Origin of the sequence: Thioclava sp. GXIMD4215, from assembly GCF_045291555.1 — a bacterium.
GTDB lineage: Bacteria > Pseudomonadota > Alphaproteobacteria > Rhodobacterales > Rhodobacteraceae > Thioclava > Thioclava litoralis.
Genome location: NZ_CP149515.1, coordinates 2,506,708 through 2,526,331, shown reverse-complemented (window position 1 = coordinate 2,526,331; position 19,624 = coordinate 2,506,708). Strand labels below are relative to the sequence as shown.

At 61.2% G+C, this 19,624-nt stretch carries 18 protein-coding genes; 10 read left to right on the top strand and 8 right to left on the bottom strand.

The genetic code is table 11. From position 1 onward, the window contains the following. Window positions 1-473: 473 nt before the first annotated feature. Window positions 474-1,880 carry a sigma-54-dependent transcriptional regulator gene (locus WDB86_RS12580; protein ID WP_406736077.1) on the top strand — a complete coding sequence of 469 codons (1,407 nt, stop codon included), beginning with the start codon at window positions 474-476 and terminating at the stop codon, window positions 1,878-1,880. Here the strand turns inward: WDB86_RS12580 and WDB86_RS12575 are convergent. Next, entirely contained in the window at window positions 1,877-2,638 is a 762-nt protein-coding gene (locus WDB86_RS12575) for an NAD kinase (RefSeq protein ID WP_339108162.1), read from the bottom strand. The genes WDB86_RS12580 and WDB86_RS12575 overlap by 4 nt on opposite strands. 181 nt (window positions 2,639-2,819) lie before the next feature. Here WDB86_RS12575 and glyA point away from each other — a divergent pair, with 181 nt between their 5' ends. Next, window positions 2,820-4,112 carry a serine hydroxymethyltransferase gene (glyA, locus tag WDB86_RS12570; protein WP_339108163.1) on the top strand — a complete coding sequence of 431 codons (1,293 nt, stop codon included), beginning with the start codon at window positions 2,820-2,822 and terminating at the stop codon, window positions 4,110-4,112. Between the two features lie 78 nt (window positions 4,113-4,190). Here the strand turns inward: glyA and WDB86_RS12565 are convergent, their stop codons facing one another. Continuing rightward, window positions 4,191-4,562, bottom strand: coding sequence for a hypothetical protein (locus WDB86_RS12565; protein WP_406736076.1), 372 nt, complete (start codon window positions 4,560-4,562; stop codon window positions 4,191-4,193). A 100-nt stretch (window positions 4,563-4,662) separates the two neighbouring features. On the opposite strand from WDB86_RS12565, the gene WDB86_RS12560 reads away from it, so the two are divergent. Continuing rightward, window positions 4,663-5,424: an alpha/beta fold hydrolase gene (locus WDB86_RS12560; RefSeq protein ID WP_406736075.1), complete on the top strand. Its 762-nt coding sequence runs from the start codon at window positions 4,663-4,665 to the stop codon at window positions 5,422-5,424. Window positions 5,425-5,438: 14 nt separating this feature from the next. On the opposite strand, the gene WDB86_RS12555 is transcribed toward WDB86_RS12560, so the two are convergent. The 4 genes from WDB86_RS12555 to WDB86_RS12540 form a co-directional block, all read right to left on the bottom strand. After that, complete coding sequence (locus WDB86_RS12555) at window positions 5,439-5,771, bottom strand: hypothetical protein (RefSeq protein ID WP_339108166.1); 333 nt, start codon at window positions 5,769-5,771, stop codon at window positions 5,439-5,441. Window positions 5,772-5,850: 79 nt separating this feature from the next. Beyond that, window positions 5,851-6,705, bottom strand: a complete 855-nt coding sequence (locus WDB86_RS12550) for a metallophosphoesterase family protein (protein WP_406736074.1) — start codon at window positions 6,703-6,705, stop codon at window positions 5,851-5,853. Further along, entirely contained in the window at window positions 6,702-7,691 is a 990-nt protein-coding gene (locus WDB86_RS12545) for a diacylglycerol/lipid kinase family protein (RefSeq protein WP_406736073.1), read from the bottom strand. The genes WDB86_RS12550 and WDB86_RS12545 overlap by 4 nt, the downstream gene beginning before the upstream one ends. 94 nt (window positions 7,692-7,785) lie before the next feature. Beyond that, window positions 7,786-8,097: an antibiotic ABC transporter gene (locus tag WDB86_RS12540; RefSeq protein WP_339108169.1), complete on the bottom strand. Its 312-nt coding sequence runs from the start codon at window positions 8,095-8,097 to the stop codon at window positions 7,786-7,788. 313 nt (window positions 8,098-8,410) lie between these two features. Between WDB86_RS12540 and WDB86_RS12535 the strand changes: the two genes are divergently transcribed. The 4 genes from WDB86_RS12535 (at window position 8,411) to WDB86_RS12520 (ending at window position 13,582) form a co-directional block, all read left to right on the top strand. Further along, window positions 8,411-9,550 (top strand): efflux RND transporter periplasmic adaptor subunit, encoded by a 1,140-nt coding sequence (locus WDB86_RS12535; protein WP_406721265.1) that lies wholly within the window; start codon window positions 8,411-8,413, stop codon window positions 9,548-9,550. A gap of 12 nt (window positions 9,551-9,562) precedes the next feature. Further along, window positions 9,563-12,631, top strand: coding sequence for an efflux RND transporter permease subunit (locus tag WDB86_RS12530; RefSeq protein WP_406736072.1), 3,069 nt, complete (start codon window positions 9,563-9,565; stop codon window positions 12,629-12,631). A gap of 210 nt (window positions 12,632-12,841) precedes the next feature. After that, window positions 12,842-13,255, top strand: coding sequence for a hypothetical protein (locus WDB86_RS12525; RefSeq protein WP_339108172.1), 414 nt, complete (start codon window positions 12,842-12,844; stop codon window positions 13,253-13,255). 162 nt (window positions 13,256-13,417) lie between these two features. Continuing rightward, window positions 13,418-13,582: a hypothetical protein gene (locus tag WDB86_RS12520; RefSeq protein WP_339108173.1), complete on the top strand. Its 165-nt coding sequence runs from the start codon at window positions 13,418-13,420 to the stop codon at window positions 13,580-13,582. Window positions 13,583-13,592: 10 nt separating this feature from the next. Here the strand turns inward: WDB86_RS12520 and WDB86_RS12515 are convergent, their stop codons facing one another. Next, window positions 13,593-15,206, bottom strand: coding sequence for a GMC family oxidoreductase N-terminal domain-containing protein (locus WDB86_RS12515; RefSeq protein WP_339108174.1), 1,614 nt, complete (start codon window positions 15,204-15,206; stop codon window positions 13,593-13,595). A 286-nt stretch (window positions 15,207-15,492) separates the two neighbouring features. On the opposite strand from WDB86_RS12515, the gene WDB86_RS12510 reads away from it, so the two are divergent. The 3 genes from WDB86_RS12510 (at window position 15,493) to WDB86_RS12500 (ending at window position 17,912) form a co-directional block, all read left to right on the top strand. After that, entirely contained in the window at window positions 15,493-16,803 is a 1,311-nt protein-coding gene (locus WDB86_RS12510) for a 3-deoxy-D-manno-octulosonic acid transferase (RefSeq protein ID WP_406736071.1), read from the top strand. A 61-nt stretch (window positions 16,804-16,864) separates the two neighbouring features. Then, window positions 16,865-17,332 (top strand): NUDIX hydrolase, encoded by a 468-nt coding sequence (locus WDB86_RS12505; protein WP_406736070.1) that lies wholly within the window; start codon window positions 16,865-16,867, stop codon window positions 17,330-17,332. A 127-nt stretch (window positions 17,333-17,459) separates the two neighbouring features. Beyond that, complete coding sequence (locus WDB86_RS12500) at window positions 17,460-17,912, top strand: DUF1178 family protein (RefSeq protein ID WP_406736069.1); 453 nt, start codon at window positions 17,460-17,462, stop codon at window positions 17,910-17,912. Here WDB86_RS12500 and WDB86_RS12495 read toward each other — a convergent pair. Further along, window positions 17,909-19,432, bottom strand: coding sequence for a pyruvate kinase (locus WDB86_RS12495; RefSeq protein ID WP_406736068.1), 1,524 nt, complete (start codon window positions 19,430-19,432; stop codon window positions 17,909-17,911). The two genes, WDB86_RS12500 and WDB86_RS12495, sit on opposite strands and share 4 nt — an antisense overlap. Between the last annotated feature and the right edge of the window lie 192 nt (window positions 19,433-19,624).

Sequence of the window (19,624 nt, the reverse complement as noted above, 5' to 3'; positions counted from 1 at the left end):
TGTCATTATGAAGCAGACGGGATGGACGCAGCCGTGTTCGACCAACGGCTTCACCTGCAACGGCCCCTTTCCAGTCGCCCTCGTTTTACGCAGCCCGCGCTGAACCATGTCGGGAAAGCGGCCCCTGCCGCGTCGACTCGGCATCTCACGACAGATATGCCGCCCTCCGAACAGCCCCGATATGCGGCAACTTCCCCTGCAACAGACTGTCCCTGCGGTCCGGCAGATCGGCCGGACGCGCGGACCGCATTTCTTTTCCCCGCAGTCCGGAGCCTTTTTTGTAAGGCCCACATACGGAAACTGCGGCCCGATTTGGCAGAGAGCCATGAGATTGCACAAGAAATTGAGCTTCGGGTGGCGGAAATCCCCGCTATGGGTGTCCCTAGGGAAATCAGAGATATGCGGAAACAGATTGTTGCGCTATACGAAATAATTGACCGCCACAAATACAAGCAAACAGAAGAAAAATTGGAATGATGCCCATTGTGCCCACGCCCTCATCAAAGCCATTTTTCGATGCTGCTGAAGTCCTGATTGTCGAGGATATTTCAAGCCTCCAACTCGTGTACGCCTCGCATGTGCAGAAAATGGGGCTGACAGCGCATATCGTTGATACCGCCAAGCAGGCACTGTCGCTTTTTACCCAGAAACCGTTCTCGATTGTGCTGCTGGATCTGATGCTGCCCGACGGCGACGGCATGGAGTTGATTGATCGTCTGCTGCGGCTGGCGCCCAATACCCAGATCATTGTCATCACCGCAGAACGTTCGCCCGAACGCGCCGTAACCGCGATGCGTGCCGGAGCGTTTGACTATCTCACCAAACCGGTCAGTGAAGCGCGACTGCAATCGGTTGTGTCGCGCGCCTTGTCCCATGCCCGCGAGATCAGGCCGCTGACACGCGATGCGGCACATTCCGGCGCGGTGGGGGCCTTTATCGGCCATGCGCCGGAAATGCTTAAGCTCTATGACCGTATCCGGCAGACGGCGGCGTCCGATGCATCGGTGTTTATCGTCGGAGAATCAGGGACCGGCAAGGAAATCTGCGCTGAAGCCATCCATCTTCTATCGCCCCGTGCGAGCAATCCGTTTGTGGTCTTCGACTGTTCGGCCATACGTCAGGACCGTTTCGATTCCGAACTGTTCGGCCATATGCGCGGGGCCTTGCCGGGCGCGATTACCGACCATGCAGGGGCCGCCATGCGCGCCGATGGCGGCACATTGTTTCTGGACAAGCTGACCGAACTGGACCCCGCCTTGCAGGGCAAGTTGCTGCGGTTTCTCCAGACCCAGAGGGTACGGCCCGTAGGCGCTGCCGAAGAGCGGAAAGTTGACCTCAGGATCATCAGCGCCTCGGATATTCCGCCGCAAGAGGCGGTGGAACAGGGCAAGCTACGCTCTGATCTGTTTTACAGGCTCTGCGTGGTGGCCATCCATATTCCACCCCTGCGCAACCGGTCGGAAGACATCCCTGCTTTGGCAGAGCACTTCCTGACAGAATTCTCCGCGCAGGAGCAACGCAACTTCACGCGCATCACGCCGCAGGCCCTGCAACGGCTGAAATCGGCATATTGGTCCGGCAATGTGCGGGAACTGATGAACATGATCCGCTCGGCGGTTATTCTGAATTGCGGACCGGATCTGACAGCGGATATGCTCTCGACATCTGACGGAACGCATATGGGTGATATGTCGGGCGGCAATGAGCTGTCGATGTTCGACGGGCAAAGCCTTGCGGAGATCGAGCGGAGAATCATCGAATACCGCCTGAGCCAGAATGACCATTCCGTACCGCAGGTCGCACGGGGGCTGCATATTGCGCCCTCGACCCTCTACCGGAAGCTCGAGGCCTGGAAGACCACCGGCGAAGAGCCGACTTAGGCGAATTGCTCGTTCATCAACCGCTCTTCCAACCCATGCCCCGGATCGAAAAGAATCCGGTGCGACACGCGGTTTTCCAGTTCGACCTCGACCCATTTGACGGGCTGCACCGAACGTGAATCGGCATCCGCCATCACGGGGCGTTTCATCGGTTCCAGCACCTCGAACCGCACCTTGGCCGCATCGGGCAAAATCGCCCCGCGCCATCGACGCGGACGGAAGGAGGCAATCCCTGTCAGGGCCAGCACCCCCGCCCCGATCGGCAGGATCGGACCATGCGCGGAATAGTTATAGGCGGTCGAACCGGCAGGCGTCGACAGGATCGCCCCGTCGCAGATCAACTCGTTCATCCGCACGCGACCATTGACCGAAATCCGCAATTTCGCGGCCTGCGGCCCTGCACGCAAAAGCGAAACCTCGTTGATTGCCAAAGCTTTGTGGATTTCGCCATCGGCAGTCTGCGCCGTCATCGACAACGGATGGATCACCGCCTCTTCGGCCAGCGCAAGCCTGTCGTTCAGATCCTCGGCCGAGAACTGGTTCATCAAAAAGCCGACCGTGCCGCGATTCATCCCATAGACCGGCAGGTTCAACCCCTCATGCAGCGTCTGCAGCATGAACCCGTCCCCCCCCAGAGCCACAATCACATTGGCCTCTGCAATCGGGGTCTGCCCATAGACATCAAGCAGCATCTTGAGAGCCGACTGGGCGACCTCCCCACGGGAAGCCGTGAAATGGATTTTGTCTCGAACGCCCACCTGCCCTCTCCTCTATTCGGTCGGAAGATAGATCAAGCTCCAAAAGGAAAGACAAGACAATCCCCGAACAAAGCCCGCACCTGCCGCCATTCGTCGCATATTTGTCGCCTATAGCGCTTTCCGCCGGAGATTTTCTGCGATAAACGATGCACGAAAATTCCTTACCCGGGAGATCCGAGAGATGACCGAACAGCGTGATGCAGGCTTCTTCACCGAGAGCCTCGAAACCCGTGACCCCGAGCTGTTTGGCTCGATCCGCAACGAGCTTGGCCGCCAGCGCGACGAGATCGAACTGATCGCCTCCGAGAACATCGTCTCGGCAGCCGTGATGGAAGCCCAAGGCTCCGTTCTGACCAACAAATATGCCGAAGGCTATCCGGGTAAGCGCTATTATGGCGGCTGCGAATTCGTCGATGTGGCCGAAAACCTCGCCATCGAGCGCGCCAAGCAGCTGTTCGGCTGTGAATTCGCCAACGTGCAGCCGAATTCGGGCAGCCAGGCCAACCAGGGCGTGTTCACCGCGCTGCTGCAACCGGGCGACACCATTCTGGGCATGTCGCTGGATGCAGGCGGCCACCTGACCCACGGCGCCAAGCCCAACCAGTCGGGCAAATGGTTCAACGCGATCCAGTATGGCGTGCGCCGTCAGGACGAGCGCATCGACTATGACCAGATCCAGGAACTGGCCAACGAGCATAAGCCGAAGCTGATCATCGCCGGTGGTTCGGCCATTCCGCGTCAGGTCGATTTTGCGAAAATGCGCGAGATCGCCGATTCCGTGGGCGCGCTGCTGATGGTCGATATGGCCCACTTCGCAGGCCTCGTGGCCGGCGGTCAGCACCCCTCGCCCTTCCCCTATGCCGATGTGGCGACCACCACGACCCACAAAACCCTGCGCGGCCCGCGCGGCGGCATGATCCTGACCAATGACGAGGCGATCGCCAAGAAGATCAACTCGGCCATTTTCCCGGGCATTCAGGGTGGCCCGCTGATGCATGTCATCGCGGCGAAAGCGGTTGCCTTCGGTGAAGCTCTGCGCCCCGAATTCAAGGTCTATGCCGAGCAGGTCGTGAAGAACGCGCAAGCGCTGTCGGACGAGCTGATGAAAGGTGGCCTGAACATCGTCACCGGCGGCACCGACACCCATGTCGTGCTGGTTGACCTGCGCCCGAAAGGCGTAAAGGGCAATGCGACCGACAAAGCCTTGGGCCGTTCGCATATCACCTGCAACAAGAACGGCGTGCCGTTCGACCCCGAAAAGCCGACCGTGACCTCGGGCGTTCGTCTGGGCACCCCCGCAGGCACCACCCGCGGCTTCAAGGAAGAAGAGTTCCGTCAGATCGCCCGCATGATCGTGAAGGTCGTCGATGGTCTGGCCGCCAATGGCGAAGAGAACAACGAGGCCGTGGAAGCGGCTGTCCGCGAGGAAGTGGCGGCTCTGTGCGCCAAATTCCCGCTCTATCCGAACCTCTGATCCGGTTTGGCACAATAGAAAAGGCCTCGGTTTTTCCGAGGCCTTTTTCATGCATAGGGTTTTCATACGCAGGGCAGGTCAGAGGTTTCCGTGCGCAACCGCCCAAGCCAACATCGCACCGCCCGTCATGACGATGACAAACACCACCCCCGTCACGACCTTCATCACCCCTTGCACCAGACGTTGCTCGGAACCGAGCGGCTCGAGATATTTGACGCATAGCCGATAGTTCCGCTCGGTCGCCTTCTCGTCAACCTGCCGCATCAGTTTGGGGGCTCCCATCAGCACCTCCGACGCGGCCAACTCGCGCGCAGCCACCCGCACACGACGCGGCAGCGCACGGGCGCGATGGTTGATCCGGTCGCTCAGGGTGGCGCCCTTCGCCCCAAGGCGCGTGGCCAGGAGCTTTGACACATGGTCCAGCTTACTCTGGAAATCGGCAGGGTTCATCGCAGGCCTCCTTTATCTGCGCAAGCTAGCCCCCTGACTGTGCAGGAACAAGCGATGAAACCGCTGGCGCAGCGGCAATCCGCGCGCTAGCTATATGCGCATGTTAAACACGCTTTCTCAAGGCAGCCCCACGGGGCAGCCCCCGCTTCTGATCGTTCATGGCCTCTTCGGTTCCGCCCGTAACTGGGGCGTGATCCAAAAGCGTCTGTCAGACGCTCGGGAAGTCTTTGCCGTTGACCAACGCAATCATGGTGACAGTCCCTGGCAGGACAGCCAGAGCTATTTCGACATGGCCGAAGATATCGCCAAAGTGATCGAGGCCAATGGCGGCAAAATGGATGTGCTCGGCCATTCGATGGGGGGCAAGGCGGTTATGGTACTGGCCCTGACCCGCCCCGATCTGGTCAACCGGCTGATCGTGGCGGATGTGGCGCCGATTGCCTATCAGCACTCGCAGGATTCGCTCATTCAGGCCATGAAAGGGCTGGATCTGGACGGGCTGACGCTCCGCTCCGAAGCCAATCGGCGCTTGTCGCACACCGTCGGAAGCGAGGCGGTTCGGGCTTTTCTGCTGCAATCTCTGGACCTGAAATCGACACCGCCGCACTGGAAGCTCAATCTGGACGTGCTGGAAGCGGAGATGGGCAAGATCGTGGGCTTCCCCGAGTTATCCGGCGCTTTCACCGGCGAGACGCTGTTTGTCTATGGCGGGGCGTCCGATTACGTGCAGCCTAGCTATCAGCCGACAATCGACAGGCTGTTCCCGCATAACACGATGGCCAAGATTGACGGTGTGGGGCATTGGCTTCATGCCGAGAAACCGCGCGAATTCGAGCAGATCGTGCGCGATTTCATCGCCTGAACGGCCTGAACCCACTAGCATTGCAGGCGGAAACGGGCCTCACCGGTATCTCCGGGCAATGAGGGCGAACGCAAGGGCCCCGTCGAGGGGCCCGCGACCTTGCACCCCGTGCTCACCTCGACCGCCTGCCGCATCAGGGCCGGAACCCTGTCCCTTTCGCGCAAGCGCAGATAGCCAAGCCGGATGACTTCGGCATCGCCCCCCCGATCGAATACGACAAAACGGATTCCCTCCAGCGTGATATCGTGACGCTCGGCCCCGAAGAACTGCGGCGCAGGTTGGGCACCACACCCCGCGAGGGCCAGACACAGTCCTGCAAAAACAAGAGACTTCCGGCCGCGTTGCATGGTGCCCTCCCAGATCTGACGGAGGTTTCCAGTTTGGATCGCAGATGGTTAACACGAGGTTAAACCAAAACCGGAAAGCTTAAAGCTCGCAGGCGACAGAGCGGATCAGCTGATAGGACGGGGTCTCCGCAGCACTCGGGCGTGCAAGCTCGGCCCAGTCCGATCCGTTTTTACGGAAATGCCGCCGATCCTGCGCCACAAACTGGCCATCCGCGCCGGAGAAAAAGCGGGTGATCGAGACCTCCCCCGTCATGTAATAGTCCAGCATATTGAACATGTTGGGAGTTCCGCGCAACCGGGTCGACAGCCCCGTTCCGGCCTGTACGAACAGCAGCCCGGGGGCGGCATGAAAGGGGGCGGCAGACCCCTCATGCAAATGCCCTGACAGAACAATATCCGCCCCGCATCGGGACAACCGTTTCAGCGCCTTTGACGCCCCCTCCATCAGTTTCTTGTCGGTTTCCCGCCCGTGTTCCAACGGATGATGCATGACGACAATGCGCAGTACCTCCCGCGAGACGGAAGAAAAACGGGAACAGACCCGCCGGATCGTATGCGACGAAATCCGGCCACGCTGCCATTTGAAGCGGTTCACGGTATTCACCCCGATCACATGTATCTTGGCGTCACGCCATTCGGGTTCCAGCTCGCGGTCAATGGCCTGCCGGTAGCGTCTCCACGGCGTCACGAAGCGGACAAAGATATTATCCAGCGGCGTGTCATGATTGCCCGGCACAGCCAGAACCGGTGCCTTGATCCGGTTCAGAAAGGCCCGCGCTTGCGCAAATTGCCGACGCCTCGCCCGCTGGGTAAAATCGCCCGAGACGATCACCAGATCGGGCTCCAGCTCCGCGATCTTGCGCAACAAAGGGTGCTCCAGCCGCGGGTCGATTTTACCGAAATGCAGATCCGACAGATGCAGAATGCGTCTCATGCCGCCTCCTGCTCTTTCTCCTCCGGTAGCACGATGGTCAACAGGTCCGGATGCATGCGGAACGCAAATGGCGATTCCATCCGCGCCTTTTCCCCATCGAAAGCCAGAAGCGCACGACGTTTCCCCCGCAGACCGACCGTGAATTCGCGACAGCGCAGCACATCATAGTCCCGCCCTTCGCGGACCTGCCGCGTCACCAGACGCCATGCAAGGCGGAACAGCTGCATCCGGTTTTCCCCCTTGGCAATCAAGACCGCGAATTTGTCATCGGTGATCGCGCGCGCCCCCCGCAACCCGAAGAAATCCAACTGGTAGGCCGAACGCGCGACGAAAATCAGCGGCGTCGCGCGCGTATCGGCTAGATCTTCCGTCTGAAAATCCACTTTCATAGGTTTCTGGAATTTCAGGAAAGTCCTGATTACAGACCAATAGGCCACCATCCGGTGCCGCCCCCAACGGGCATAGATCGCCTCGCGCGCTTTCAGGATTTTCGGATAGATCCCTAAAGAAGCATTGTTCAGGAACACCCGCCCATCAACAGAACCAACCTGGATCTCCCGCGTCTCGCCTTTGAGGATCTGTTGCGCAGCTTCCGTCGCGTCTTCCGAAAACCGTAGCCCCCGCGCATAGAAGTTGAACGTGCCAAGAGGAAGCACCGCCATCGGCACACCCTTTCCAAGCATGGCTTGTGCGACGGCCATCACTGTCCCGTCCCCCCCTGCCGCAACGATCAACTCTGCCCCATCGGCAATGGCGCGATCTACCGTCTCGGAAACTTCGTGATCCGGCTCCCAACGATAGAGTTTCGCCTCGTCCCCGAACACATTCAGCGCGGCTTCGATCGGCTCCCGCGTGCGCGAATTCTGCCCCGAATTCGGGTTGGCGACCACATAGATACGGCGGAAGGGCACCCGCGTCGCAGCAAGGTTCGCCCCATGCCGCGCCTCATCCTCAGGTGTCTCTGTCTGGGCAAATGTAACTGACATTCAAGCGATCTCCTGTGATTACAGGCAGAACGCAAAAACGGCCCATGGGTTTCATGGACCGTTCAAAAACGTCTGGCTCGCGCGCTGCGCGTGGTCAGAAAACCTGTGCGGGGCCAAGCTTGGACAGTCGCTGCACGTTATCAGCAGTATGGCGACTGAATTCCCGCACCACAGCGCGCATAGCCTGATCCATGGTGCCGCCGGAGAAAACGGTGCGGGTGGCCGCCTCCGTCGCCTCGAATCCCGCGTCGATTTTTTCGGTGACCATACGGGTCATCTCGTCGGGGGCGGCATGCCAGAGCCCTGCCATACCGGCGAGACGCATCGCGATCACGGCTTGAGCCTCCCAGCTAAGCCAAGCCGTCTCGATGGGCAAAGAAGCCGAAGCCAAAGGGTCGAAAAACATGGGGCACCTTTCCAATACTAGATGCGACCTAAACGATGCTGCACCTGCAGCATCGCATAGATGGCCTCAATGGTCCATTAATGCATTTGTGACGCAGGTTACTACACGACTTTGGCACTAAGAAGCTGACGAAATATGAAGCCCGCGCACGCAAGACAGGCTGAGACAACTTTTGCCACATAAAATCGGCGTGCTCCCATCCGATCAATTTTAAGCTTGCTCAGCGAAACGTGATCGGAATAAGTTACCCTAACTAAACCGAACAGTTCACCTCTTCTCGTCTAGTGCACGCCTGTGCCGTATCGGAGCCACCATGTTCAAGAGACTCCTCGTCGCCGCTATTGCCCTCCTTTTGCTGGCAGTCATTGCGGGCGGTATTATCGGTTTCAACCTGTTCCGCGAAAAAATGATCGGCCAGTTCTTCGCCACGATGCAGCAGCCCGCAGCCGTTGTATCGGTGACCAAGGTCGTGCCGGTGACATGGACCCCGGGGATCGAAGCCATTGGCACAGCCAATGCGGCAGAAGGCACCGATCTTGCCATCGAAGCGGCGGGCATCGTGCGCGAGATCACCTTTGCGGCCAATGATACCGTCAAGAAAGGCCAGCTTCTGGTGCAGATCGACGACCGTCAGGAAAAGGCGGATCTGGCAGCCGCAGAAGCCTCGCTGGAACTGGCGCAGACCTCGCTGGAGCGGGCGCAGAAACTGAACGAGCGTGGCGTGTCGGCGGTGTCCACCCTCGATAGCGCCATCGCCGATGCGACCACCGCACAATCCACCGTGCAGAAACTGAAAGCCGCATTGGAGACAAAACGCCTTCTGGCACCGTTTGACGGCACGATCGGCATCCCGCAAGTGGATCTGGGCGAATATGCAACGGTGGGCACCCCCTATGCAACGCTCCAGAACGCCTCCAGGATGCATGTCGATTTTACGCTATCCGAACAGCAGGTGCGCAATGTCTCTGTCGGACAGGATGTCGAGGTGACCTCGGAAGTGGGCGGCATCACCAAAGCGGGAAAAATTATCGGGATCGAACCCAAAATCGACGCGAACTCCCGTCTGGTCGGGCTGCGCGCCGAAATTTCCAATGACGACCGCGCTTTGACACCCGGCCAGTTCCTGCAGGTGCGGGTTATCCTGCCCACGCAAGCCGGTGTGATCGCCCTGCCGCAAACGGTCGTGACCTCCAGCCTTTATGGCGATTCCGTCTATGTCGTGCGCGACGAGGACAAAGACGGCGAGACCCGCCAGATCGCCAGTCAGGTCTTCGTCAAACTGGGGCGTCGTTCGGGAGACATGGTGGAAATCACCGAAGGCGTGAAAAGCGGTGATCAGGTCGTCAATGCCGGCCAGAACCGCCTGACCCCCGGCGCCCCCGTCACGATCGACAACTCGGTGACCCTCCCCGCCGATCCGGGCCGCGATATCGCACCCGAAGCCTCGAAATAAGGACGACGGATCATGCATTTCACCGAAATCTTCATCCGGCGGCCGGTGCTGTCGATGGTCATCGGCGCCTTCATGCTGCTGATCGGGGCGCAGGCCTTCTTCAATCTGCCTGTGCGCGAATATCCGGAGGTGGATGAGACGGTGGTGACCGTCACCACTACCTATCCCGGGGCCGCGCCGGACCTCATTCAGGGCTTTATCACCGCGCCGATTGCTGCTGCCGTGGCCACCACCGAGAATATCGACTTCGTGACCTCGTCGTCGCGGCCTTCGGTATCGACCGTCTCGGTCAATATGAAACTGGGCGCCGACCCTGATGTCGCGCTGACCGAGGTGCTGGCCAAGGTGCAGCAGGTACGCTCGGATCTGCCTGATGGCGCGGAGGACCCGCAGATCGTCAAGGGCACGGGGATGACCTTCGCGCTGATGTATCTGGCCGCGACCAACCCCAATATGACGCAAGAGCAGCTGACCGAATATCTGGACCGCGTGATCCGTCCGCGCATGTCGACCATTCAGGGCGTGGCCGAGATCCAGATCATCGGCGGCTCTACCTATGCGATGCGCGTCTGGATCGACCCGAAGAAGCTGGCCGCGCGCAATGTGACCGCCGCCGAGGTGCTTGCGGCGATTCAGGCCTCGAACTTCCTTTCGGCACCGGGGGCCACCGAAAACGACTTCTACACCCAGTCGATCACGCTGAAATCCACGCTGTCTTCGCCCGACGCCTTTGGTGCCCTGCCCCTGCGTGGGGAAGGCGATAGTGTGATCCGTCTGCGCGATGTGGCGCGGATCGAGCTGGCCTCGGATGAATCGGGCGAGATCGTCAGCTTCAACGGTCAGTCAGGCACCTTTATCGGCGTGATGCCGACGCCTGCCGCCAACCCGCTGGATACCGCGCAGGCCGTGCATGATGCGCTGCCCGCGATCAATGCCTCTTTGCCCGAGGGGATGGAAATCCAGAACGTCTATGATTCCACCGAGACCATCTCGGCCTCTATCGAAGAGGTCTTCCACACGATTGCCGAAGCGGTGATCATCGTGGTGCTGGTGATCTTGCTGTTCTTGGGTTCTGTGCGCTCGGTGCTGATGCCCATCGTCACCATCCCGCTGTCGCTGGTGGGGGTAATGGCGGTTCTGCTGGCGCTGGGATATTCGATCAACCTGCTGACGCTGCTGGCGATGGTTCTGGCCATCGGGCTTGTGGTGGATGACGCCATCGTGGTGGTGGAAAACATCCACCGCCATATCGAGGACGGGATGAAGCCGATCCCCGCCGCCGTCAAAGGCATGCAGGAGATCACCGGCCCCGTCATCGCCATGACCATCACTCTGGCCGCCGTTCTGGCACCTCTGGCCTTCACCGGCGGGCTGACAGGGGCGCTGTTTACCGAATTCGCCTTCACGCTGGCCGGATCGGTGATCCTGTCGGGGATCATCGCGCTGACCATCACGCCGATGATGTCGGGGCGCATCCTCAAATCGGGCCATGCCGGCGGGTTTCAGGGCTTTGTGGACCGCGTTTTCGAAAAACTTGCGGGCTTTTACGAGCGCCGCGTGACAGGGTCGCTGAACCTGCGCTGGGTCACGCTGCTGATCGTGGGGGTGCTCATGGGCACCACGGGGTTCATGTTCACCAAAACCTCGGGCGAACTTGCCCCCGACGAAGACCAGGGCGCGCTTTTCGCCATCATGAAAGGGCCGAAATACGCCACCGACCGCTATACCTCGGCCTATATCAAGCAGGTGGATGACAATACGAAAGACATCCCCGAAGTGCGGCAGAGCTTCTCGATTGCAGGGTTTGGCGGGGATGACGGTCAAGGCATCGAAATCTGGCAACTGAAGGACTGGGCCGACCGTGACCGGTCACAGGCTCAGGTGCAGCAGGACATTCAGGCGGGGCTGGACAAATCACCGGGGTTGCAGGGCTTTGCCTTTGCTCCGCCCACCCTGCCCGGCACGGGCGGTGGCTTGCCGATTTCGGTAATCTTGCAATCCGTGAACAGCTCGTCGCGCGTGGCAGAGGTCTCGGCAGAGATCACCCAGAAAGCGATGCAATCGGGCAAGTTCATCATCGTGCAGAACTCTCTAAGCTTCGACGCGCCCGAAGTGCAGGTCACCATCGACCGCGACCGCGCGGCCTCGCTGAATGTGCCGATCAGCCAGATCGGCCAGACGCTGGGCCTGCTTGTTGGCGGCGGGTCGGTGGCGCAATTCGACCGCGACTCGAACAGCTATGACATCATCACACAGGTGCCGCGCAGCTTCCGCGAAAACCCCGAAGAGCTGGGCAATTACTTCGTGCGCGCCTCGACCGGCGAGATGGTGCCCCTATCGGCCCTCGTGAAGATCGAAGGCGGCGTGCGCTCTGCCGCAATCGAGCAGTTCAACCAGTTGAATTCCTCGACCATCACCGCCCTGCCCCTGCCCACGGTCTCCACCGGCGAGGGGCTGGCCGAGATCCAGAAGATCGCGAATGAGACCATCCCCGACGGTTTCTTCATCGACTATTCCGGCCAGTCGCGGCTGGAGGTCACGCAGGGCAATACCATCGTCATCGCCTTTGCAGCCGCCGTTCTGGTGATCTATCTGGTGCTGGCGGCGCAATTCGAAAGCTTCCGCGACCCCTTCATCATCCTGATGACGGTGCCGATGACGGTCTTCGGGGCGCTCCTGCCACTCAATCTGGGCCTCGGCACGCTCAACATCTATTCTCAGGTCGGGCTGATCACCCTTGTCGGGCTGATCACCAAGCACGGCATCCTGATGGTGGAATTTGCCAACCAGCAGCGCGAGGACCACGGGCTGTCACGGCGCGAGGCGATCATCGCCGCCGCCCGCACCCGTCTGCGACCGATCCTGATGACCACCGCCGCCATGGCGCTGGCGGTGATTCCGCTGGTCATCGCCGAAGGCGCAGGGGCTGCGGCCCGTCAGGCGATGGGGGTGGTGATGTTCTCGGGCCTGATCATCGGCACACTGTTCACCCTCTTCGTGGTGCCAATGTTCTACACCTTCATCTCGCCCTCGGATAAGGCATGGCGGGCGGCAAAAGAGCACAAGATCGCGGCCGGCTGAACAGAAGACAATCTGATCTCCAAGGCTCCGGTGTCCACGCACCGGGGCCTTTTGAACTTTACGGTTCACTTTCAAGAGGGGCGATATATGTATTTACGCACATATAATGGCTTATTTTTTAGAATTACGCATTTCATCGCACATTGCTAGATATGTCTCATAACAAACGCCGGATGTCACTGATCCGGCATATCACTGGAGATAATGACAATGAAAACCGTTCTGACCACCGCCGCCATCCTTTTCGCCGCAACCGCAGGGATCGCCTCCGCACAAAGCAATGACGCCCAGTTGGCGGCTCTGCTGCAGGTCAATGGCGCACAGTTCACCACGGCCGAGCTGAACAATATCAACGAAGCCCGCCGCGATGGCGATGTTGCCAAAGCCAATTACTACCTCAATCACGAGAACCGCACGACCGCCGCGCACAATGGTCAGGGCAAAGCCCAGCTTGCCGCACAGCTGGGGGTGAACGCTTCTGACTATACGCTGGCAGAACTTGTCACCATCGATAGCGACCGCCGCGACAACAACATCCAGAACGCCGATTTCGTTCTGAACGGCACGTCCCGCAATTCGGTCGCCCCGATCGCCACGCCTTATATCGGCACCGGTCGTCGCTAAGGCACGCCTGCGCTGTCTGCGCCCGTCACACCCAAAGCCCCCGAGCCGGTCTCGGGGGCTTTTTTGTCCGTCTTCGCCAAGCATCGGAAAGATGCTATGAGAAACGGGCTTGTCGCAAGGCCCGCGCTCTGGCAGGGACAAGACAATTCAGGAGACCCGAATATGGATTACAGCAAATCCGGTGGCGCCAAAGCCCCCAAAAACACCCCCCGCCATGCCGAACACAACGCCAAAGGGACCGATAAAAACCCCTTCGGCGGCAAATCCGACAAGGCCGCCCTTCTGGCCCGCATGAAAGCGGCCACCAAAAAGACCGACGAGAAGTAAGCCCTTTCTCTTACTCTGCGGCCACTACGCCCGCGCGCGCGTCTTCCAAGATCATGCGCGCGGCTTTTTCCGCGATCATCATCGTCGGCGCATTCGTGTTGCCCGATGTAATGGTCGGCATCACCGACGCATCGGCAATACGCAGCCCCTGAACACCCCGCACCCGCAGACGTGGGTCCACCACCGAATCCGTGTCGGCCCCCATCCGGCAGGTGCCCACAGGGTGGAAGATCGTCGTGCCGATATCCCCTGCGGCTTTGATCAGATCCTCATCGCTCTGATAGGAGGGACCGGGTTTGTATTCTTCGGGGTGGAATTTGGCAAAGGCGGGCTGGCTGGCCACATGCCGCACCTGCCGGATGGCCCGCATCGCCACCTGCCTGTCCCCTTCGGTCGAAAGATAATTCGGCGCGATCACCGGATGATCGCGGAAATCTGCTGAACGGATATGGATCGAACCACGGCTTTCGGGGCGCAGATTGCACACACTCGCCGTCATGCCGGGAAAGGGATGCACCGCATCACCGAACTTGTCCAGACTGACAGGCTGCACGTGATATTCCAGATCCGGCGAGGCTTTTTCGGGTGACGAGCGCGTGAACACCCCCACCTGACTGGGGGCCATCGCCATCGGGCCGGAGCGTTTCAACGCGTATTCCGCGCCAATCATCGCCTTCCCCCACAGGCTGGAGGCCATCGTGTTCAGGCTTTTCACCCCCCGCACCTTATAGACCAGACGCAGTTGAAGATGGTCCTGCAGGTTTTCGCCCACCGCAGCATTCTCGATCCGTGGCGAGACACCCATATGGGCCAGCGTCTCGGCCCGCCCGATGCCCGAAAGCTCCAGCACCTGCACAGAGCCGACAGCCCCCGCCGACAGGATCACCTCATGCGCTCCGACCTCGACCGACCGCCCGTCACGGGTGTAGCGCACCCCCGTCACCCGCCGCCCGTCCAGCACCAGCTTCTCGACCTGCGCGCCGGTGCGGATTTCCAGATTAGGTCGTGATTTCACAGGGTTCAGGAAGGCACGCGCGGCAGACCAGCGCCATCCGCTGCGCTGGGTCACATGGAAATACCCGCCCCCTTCATTGCTGCCCCGGTTGAAATCCTCCGTGCGCGGGAAGCCTGCCTGCTCGGCCGCCTCAAGGAACGCATCCAGCACATCCCAGCGCACCCGCGCCTTCTCCACCCGTAGCGGCCCGCCAGAGCCATGCCGGTCCGATGCACCACGGTAGAAATCCTCCTGCTCCATGAACAGCGGCAAGACATCCTCCCAGCCCCATCCGGTACAGCCCATCTGCCGCCAGCCGTCATAATCCTGCGCCTGACCGCGCATATAGATCATCCCGTTGATCGAGGAGCACCCGCCCAGAATACGCCCGCGCGGATACAGAAGTTCGCGCCCGTTCAGCCCCGGATCGGCGGCAGTCTTATATCCCCAATCCGTGCGCGGATTGCCGATGCAATACAGATATCCCACCGGAATATGCACCCAGTGATAATTGTCCTTGCCTCCCGCTTCCAACAGCAGCACACGATTGCGCGGATCGGCGCTCAGCCGGTTGGCCAGCACGCATCCCGCGGAGCCCGCCCCGATAATCACATAATCGAAATGGTCCATAGAATAGTCCTCCCTGCAAAATCAGGCGGCACCCGAAAGTGCCTCTCCATCCCCCGCAAGAGGTTTGCAACGGGGCGAGGAAATAGCAAGCCTGTTCACAATCTCCATGCCCTGCAAAAACGCAAACTCCTTTACGGCCTGCCTCCTCTCGCATGCATGGCAACCGCATGCGGGCTTGCATCTCGGGCACAGGCACGGTTTTGATGCCGCAAACGGGGGCCTGACCGGTGGCCCTGCCTTTATCGCCTGCCCTATTGCCTGCCCCGCCAATCCAAGGATCTCCCCAGTGCTGCGCTACCGTCTGCTCCTGTCTATCGCCCTGCCGCTGATGCTGGCGCATCTGCTATGGGGATATATGCGCGGGCGGCAAAGCCGCCAGGGGCTTGTCGAGCGGCTGGGCGGCCTGCCGCCCGGCCCGAGCACGCCCCTCCCCCCCGATCCGCGCGCACCGGTCTGGCTGCATGCGGCCTCCAATGGCGAGCTTGCCTCGGCGCGTCTCGTGATCGACTGGCTGGTGGCGCGCGGCGACCGGCTCCTGATCACCACCAATTCCACCACCGCACAAGATCTGGCACGACGCTGGATCGCAGCGGCGGACCTGCCACCCGAAACCTGCGTGGCGCTTGCCCCGCTGGATACCCGCTGGGTGCTGCGGCGCTTCTTGCGACACTATCGGCCCGCCGCGCTGATCGTCATCGAGAACGAGATCTGGCCCAACCGTTTTGCCATGATGGCGCAGGCGGGCCACCCCTGCCTGATGCTGGGCGCACGGCTTTCGGCAGGCTCCGCCCGCTTCTGGCACAGGCTGTCTCTGGGCCCGCTGCTGGCCGGGCTGACGGCGGTTTCGGCACAAGATGCCGCCTCTCAGGCGCGGTTCCTTGCGCTCGGGCTGCCAGCCTCGCATCTTCTGCCGCGCATCAACCTGAAAACCGCTGCCAGCCCGCAAGTGCTGCCGCCGCTCGCCCGCTGGCCCGAAGACTGGCCGCGCCGTCATACATGGCTTGCCGCCTCGACCCATGAGGGCGAGGAAGAACTGATCCTTGAGGCTTTTGCCAAGGCCCGTATGCAGCGCCCCGAATTGCGTCTCATCCTTGCCCCCCGTCACCCGCGGCGCGGGGCGGAGATCGCGCGGATGATCCGCGCCAAGGGGTTTGCACTGGCCCGACGCTCGAACCAAGACCAGCCCTCCGGTCCGGTCTATCTGGCCGATACCCTGGGCGAGATGGGCCATTGGTATCGCGCGGCAGCCGCCTGTTTTACCGGTGGTTCCTTCGTGCCCAAGGGCGGACATACCCCGTTCGAGCCGCTGGTCTATCACTGCGCCCTATTTCATGGCCCGCATGTCGAGAATGCCCGTGAGCCCTATGCCGCGCTCGATCACTGCGGCGGGGCGCGCTGTCTGCCCACCCCCGAGGCTCTGGCACAGGCGATGGTGTCCTCGACCCAGGCCGATTTCACCCGCATGACACAGGCCGCACAGGCGGGCCTGCCCGAAACCGATCCGGCCTATCTGCAGGATCTTCTGGCAAGGCTTGCCCCGCTTCTGCCACCTCCGGATGCAAAACTTCATCCAGATGTCATTGCCACGTCATCATAATGGTCTAACTTTCGTTCTCCGGCGCAGCGCGCATCCTCCAGACAGGCGGCCCTTCTTCGCGATGAAACTCGACCGCAAGCTCAGCCTGACGGCGCCAAACACGTCCGGCAAAACCGCACAGGAAGCCGCGCTCTGCTTTCGTCGCAAGGCGGGGAAAATGCAGGTGCTCCTGATCACCTCGCGCGACACCGGACGCTGGGTGCTCCCCAAGGGATGGCTGATGAAAGACTGCAATCCCGGCGAGACCGCCCTATGCGAGGCGTGGGAAGAGGCCGGGGTCTCGGGCAGCCTCGCGCAGGAGGACAGCATCGGCCATTACACCTACCCGAAGATCTTTCAGGATGGCGCCGCCCGCGACTGCCGCGTGGCGCTTTATGCGATCCATGTCCACGGCCTTGCGCCGAAATTCCCCGAAAAGGGCCAGCGCCGCCGCAAATGGATGACCACCTCCAAGGCGGCCAAATCGGTGCTGGAGCGCGATCTGGCCAAGATCCTGCGCCTGCTTCCCAAGCAGCTTGCGCATCTATAAATCTTGCGTTTACTGCAATCATGCTTAAGTAATGCCGGTCGCGCATGACATCCTGCGGCTTGGCAGAAGACTGCGCCCCCTGCGACCGCGACCGGTTTCAGGGATAATTTGCTTTTGGGATAGATCGATGATCCGCTACACGCTGAAATGCGCAAATGGACACCAGTTTGATGGCTGGTTTGCCTCTGGCGAGGCCTTTGACACACAATGTGCCAAGGGGCTGGTTGCCTGCGCGATCTGCGGCTCGAACGCGGTCACGAAATCCCTGATGGCGCCTTCGGTGCAATCCACCCGCAAGGCAGAGCCCCCCCAAGGCGGCGAAAGCCCGCCCGCCCCGCCAGCCCTGACCTCTCCGGCAAACGAGGTCGAGGCCGCAATGGCTAAGCTGCGCGCCCATATCGAGAAAAATTCCGATTATGTCGGCGAGGATTTCGCCCGCGAGGCCCGCGCCATGCATGATGGCGAGGCGCCCGAACGCGCCATCCACGGCGAGGCCAATCTGGAAGAGGCCCGCGCGCTGATGGAAGACGGGATCGGCATCCTGCCCCTGCCCTTCCGCAGCGGGCGCAAAACCAACTAGCCCTCGGCCATCAGCCAATCCCCGAAGCCGCCCAGACGGGCGCTGCTTCTGGACATATAGCGTTCGGCACGTAGCACCGTATCGGACAACACCTCCAGGGCCTCGATCGTCTGTGGCCCATGCCCGATCAGCACGCAATCGGCGGGATGGCTCAATGCGGCCTCGTTCAGCTCGGCACGGCTCTGCCGCCCCTCCTGCACCAGACGCTCCATCAGGTTCGGCGCCCAAAGCACCGGCACCTCTGCGGCCCGACAGAGCCAGAAGATCATGTCCTGCAACTCGGTCAGGCGGGCATAGCCCAATTCCTGCGCCAGTTCCGGTCGGGAGATCATCACCCCCACCGTCGTCCGCCCCCCTGCCGCCACGATCAGATCCGGCAGGTTATGCAGGGCCTTCGCGGTTTCGATACGCAAAATCAGCGCAGGCAGAGCGGCGGCCCCGCCCCGCAACCTGTCAATCGCCCCAAACACCGTTTCCAGATCACTCACGCTCTGCAACGCCACGCTGATATTGTCGGCATGTGTCAGGGCCAGATCCAGCACGGCCAGATCGGCCTCTCCAAGCGGCGGAAGGTCCAGCTCCACTCCCGGTACCGCCAGCACCATTCCGGGCTTGAGCCTTGCCCCGCGCGCAGGCGTCGCGGTCACCTCGACACGCGCCACGCCTTTCGACAGGCGGATCACCTGCCCCTGCAGCTTGCCGCCATTGATGCTGAGCGCGGCCCCTTCGGTCAACGCCGCCCATTGCGCAGGCTGGCTTAACGTCATACGCGGGAAATCCCCTTTGACCAGTTTCGAGACGATCTCGAAGCGGTCCCCGACCCGCAAGCGACCATGCGCACCGATCACCCGCGCCACGGTGCATTGCGGCCCCGGAAGGTCGATCTGCACCGGAATGCGCAGCCCCATATCCTGCGCCAGATTGCGCACCACCTGCGAAAGCCCGACCCAATCTTCGGTCAGCCCTTCGCCGGTATCGATCCGGATCGCATCCGCCCCCGCCCCGATCATGGCCCGCAGATGGCTTTCCGCCGAGCGTGGCGGCGCGTCGGCATCCCGCACGGCCAGACAGCTGATACCGATGCTGCCCATGATCCGCGCATGGGTCCCGCTGCGACGCGCACCGAACAGCATCGCGCGCCGCGCCGCCAGCCGCGCAGGCCCTGCGGCAAATATCTCGGTGGGCGGATATTCTGCCGGCCCCTGCCCCGCAATCAGCGACAGCGAGGCCAGCACCGCATCGATCGAGGCCCGCAGATGCGGCTCGGCGCGGTTGAGCGAGGAAATCCCGAACGAGGCAAACGGCGCCTCGAAGGGCGCAAGCTCTCCGGGACCCAAGGAAAGATAATCGGCAAGATTGCGCGCCGAGGGGTAGAATTCGGGCCGCGTGATCCAGCTCTCCCAGAGGTCCATCTGCGCCTGTGCGCGCCGGTCCATCATGGCGCGCAGATCTGCAAGCGATGCCCGCAGCCCCGCAGCCTGTGCGTGACGTTCCCTTGTCTCGCGTTCATACAAGGTCATGGGCACCTCCTCCCGATGGCTCTGGCCTTGAGTGTCCAGATCTAGCAAAGCCTTTGCGCGCTCGCTACTGGTCTAGAACGACATTCTTATGACAGAAGGATGTAATGACCATATCGCCACTCTTGCGCAGCGATACACGTTGCTTTAACCGGAACCGGAACTCCCGGCGCAGGGACCGGGCAGCGAAGCGAG

What these genes read in the sequence shown, in the direction of transcription:
- WDB86_RS12560 (WP_406736075.1), top strand. Translation starts at nt 4,663, where the DNA reads ATGTTAAACACGCTTTCTCAAGGCAGCCCCACGGGGCAGCCCCCGCTT.
- WDB86_RS12550 (WP_406736074.1), bottom strand. Translation starts at nt 6,705, where the DNA reads ATGAGACGCATTCTGCATCTGTCGGATCTGCATTTCGGTAAAATCGAC.
- WDB86_RS12580 (WP_406736077.1), top strand. Translation starts at nt 474, where the DNA reads ATGATGCCCATTGTGCCCACGCCCTCATCAAAGCCATTTTTCGATGCT.
- glyA (WP_339108163.1), top strand. Translation starts at nt 2,820, where the DNA reads ATGACCGAACAGCGTGATGCAGGCTTCTTCACCGAGAGCCTCGAAACC.
- WDB86_RS12540 (WP_339108169.1), bottom strand. Translation starts at nt 8,097, where the DNA reads ATGTTTTTCGACCCTTTGGCTTCGGCTTCTTTGCCCATCGAGACGGCT.
- WDB86_RS12520 (WP_339108173.1), top strand. Translation starts at nt 13,418, where the DNA reads ATGGATTACAGCAAATCCGGTGGCGCCAAAGCCCCCAAAAACACCCCC.
- WDB86_RS12555 (WP_339108166.1), bottom strand. Translation starts at nt 5,771, where the DNA reads ATGCAACGCGGCCGGAAGTCTCTTGTTTTTGCAGGACTGTGTCTGGCC.
- WDB86_RS12545 (WP_406736073.1), bottom strand. Translation starts at nt 7,691, where the DNA reads ATGTCAGTTACATTTGCCCAGACAGAGACACCTGAGGATGAGGCGCGG.
- WDB86_RS12500 (WP_406736069.1), top strand. Translation starts at nt 17,460, where the DNA reads ATGATCCGCTACACGCTGAAATGCGCAAATGGACACCAGTTTGATGGC.
- WDB86_RS12525 (WP_339108172.1), top strand. Translation starts at nt 12,842, where the DNA reads ATGAAAACCGTTCTGACCACCGCCGCCATCCTTTTCGCCGCAACCGCA.
- WDB86_RS12530 (WP_406736072.1), top strand. Translation starts at nt 9,563, where the DNA reads ATGCATTTCACCGAAATCTTCATCCGGCGGCCGGTGCTGTCGATGGTC.
- WDB86_RS12495 (WP_406736068.1), bottom strand. Translation starts at nt 19,432, where the DNA reads ATGACCTTGTATGAACGCGAGACAAGGGAACGTCACGCACAGGCTGCG.
- WDB86_RS12505 (WP_406736070.1), top strand. Translation starts at nt 16,865, where the DNA reads ATGAAACTCGACCGCAAGCTCAGCCTGACGGCGCCAAACACGTCCGGC.
- WDB86_RS12565 (WP_406736076.1), bottom strand. Translation starts at nt 4,562, where the DNA reads ATGAACCCTGCCGATTTCCAGAGTAAGCTGGACCATGTGTCAAAGCTC.
- WDB86_RS12535 (WP_406721265.1), top strand. Translation starts at nt 8,411, where the DNA reads ATGTTCAAGAGACTCCTCGTCGCCGCTATTGCCCTCCTTTTGCTGGCA.
- WDB86_RS12515 (WP_339108174.1), bottom strand. Translation starts at nt 15,206, where the DNA reads ATGGACCATTTCGATTATGTGATTATCGGGGCGGGCTCCGCGGGATGC.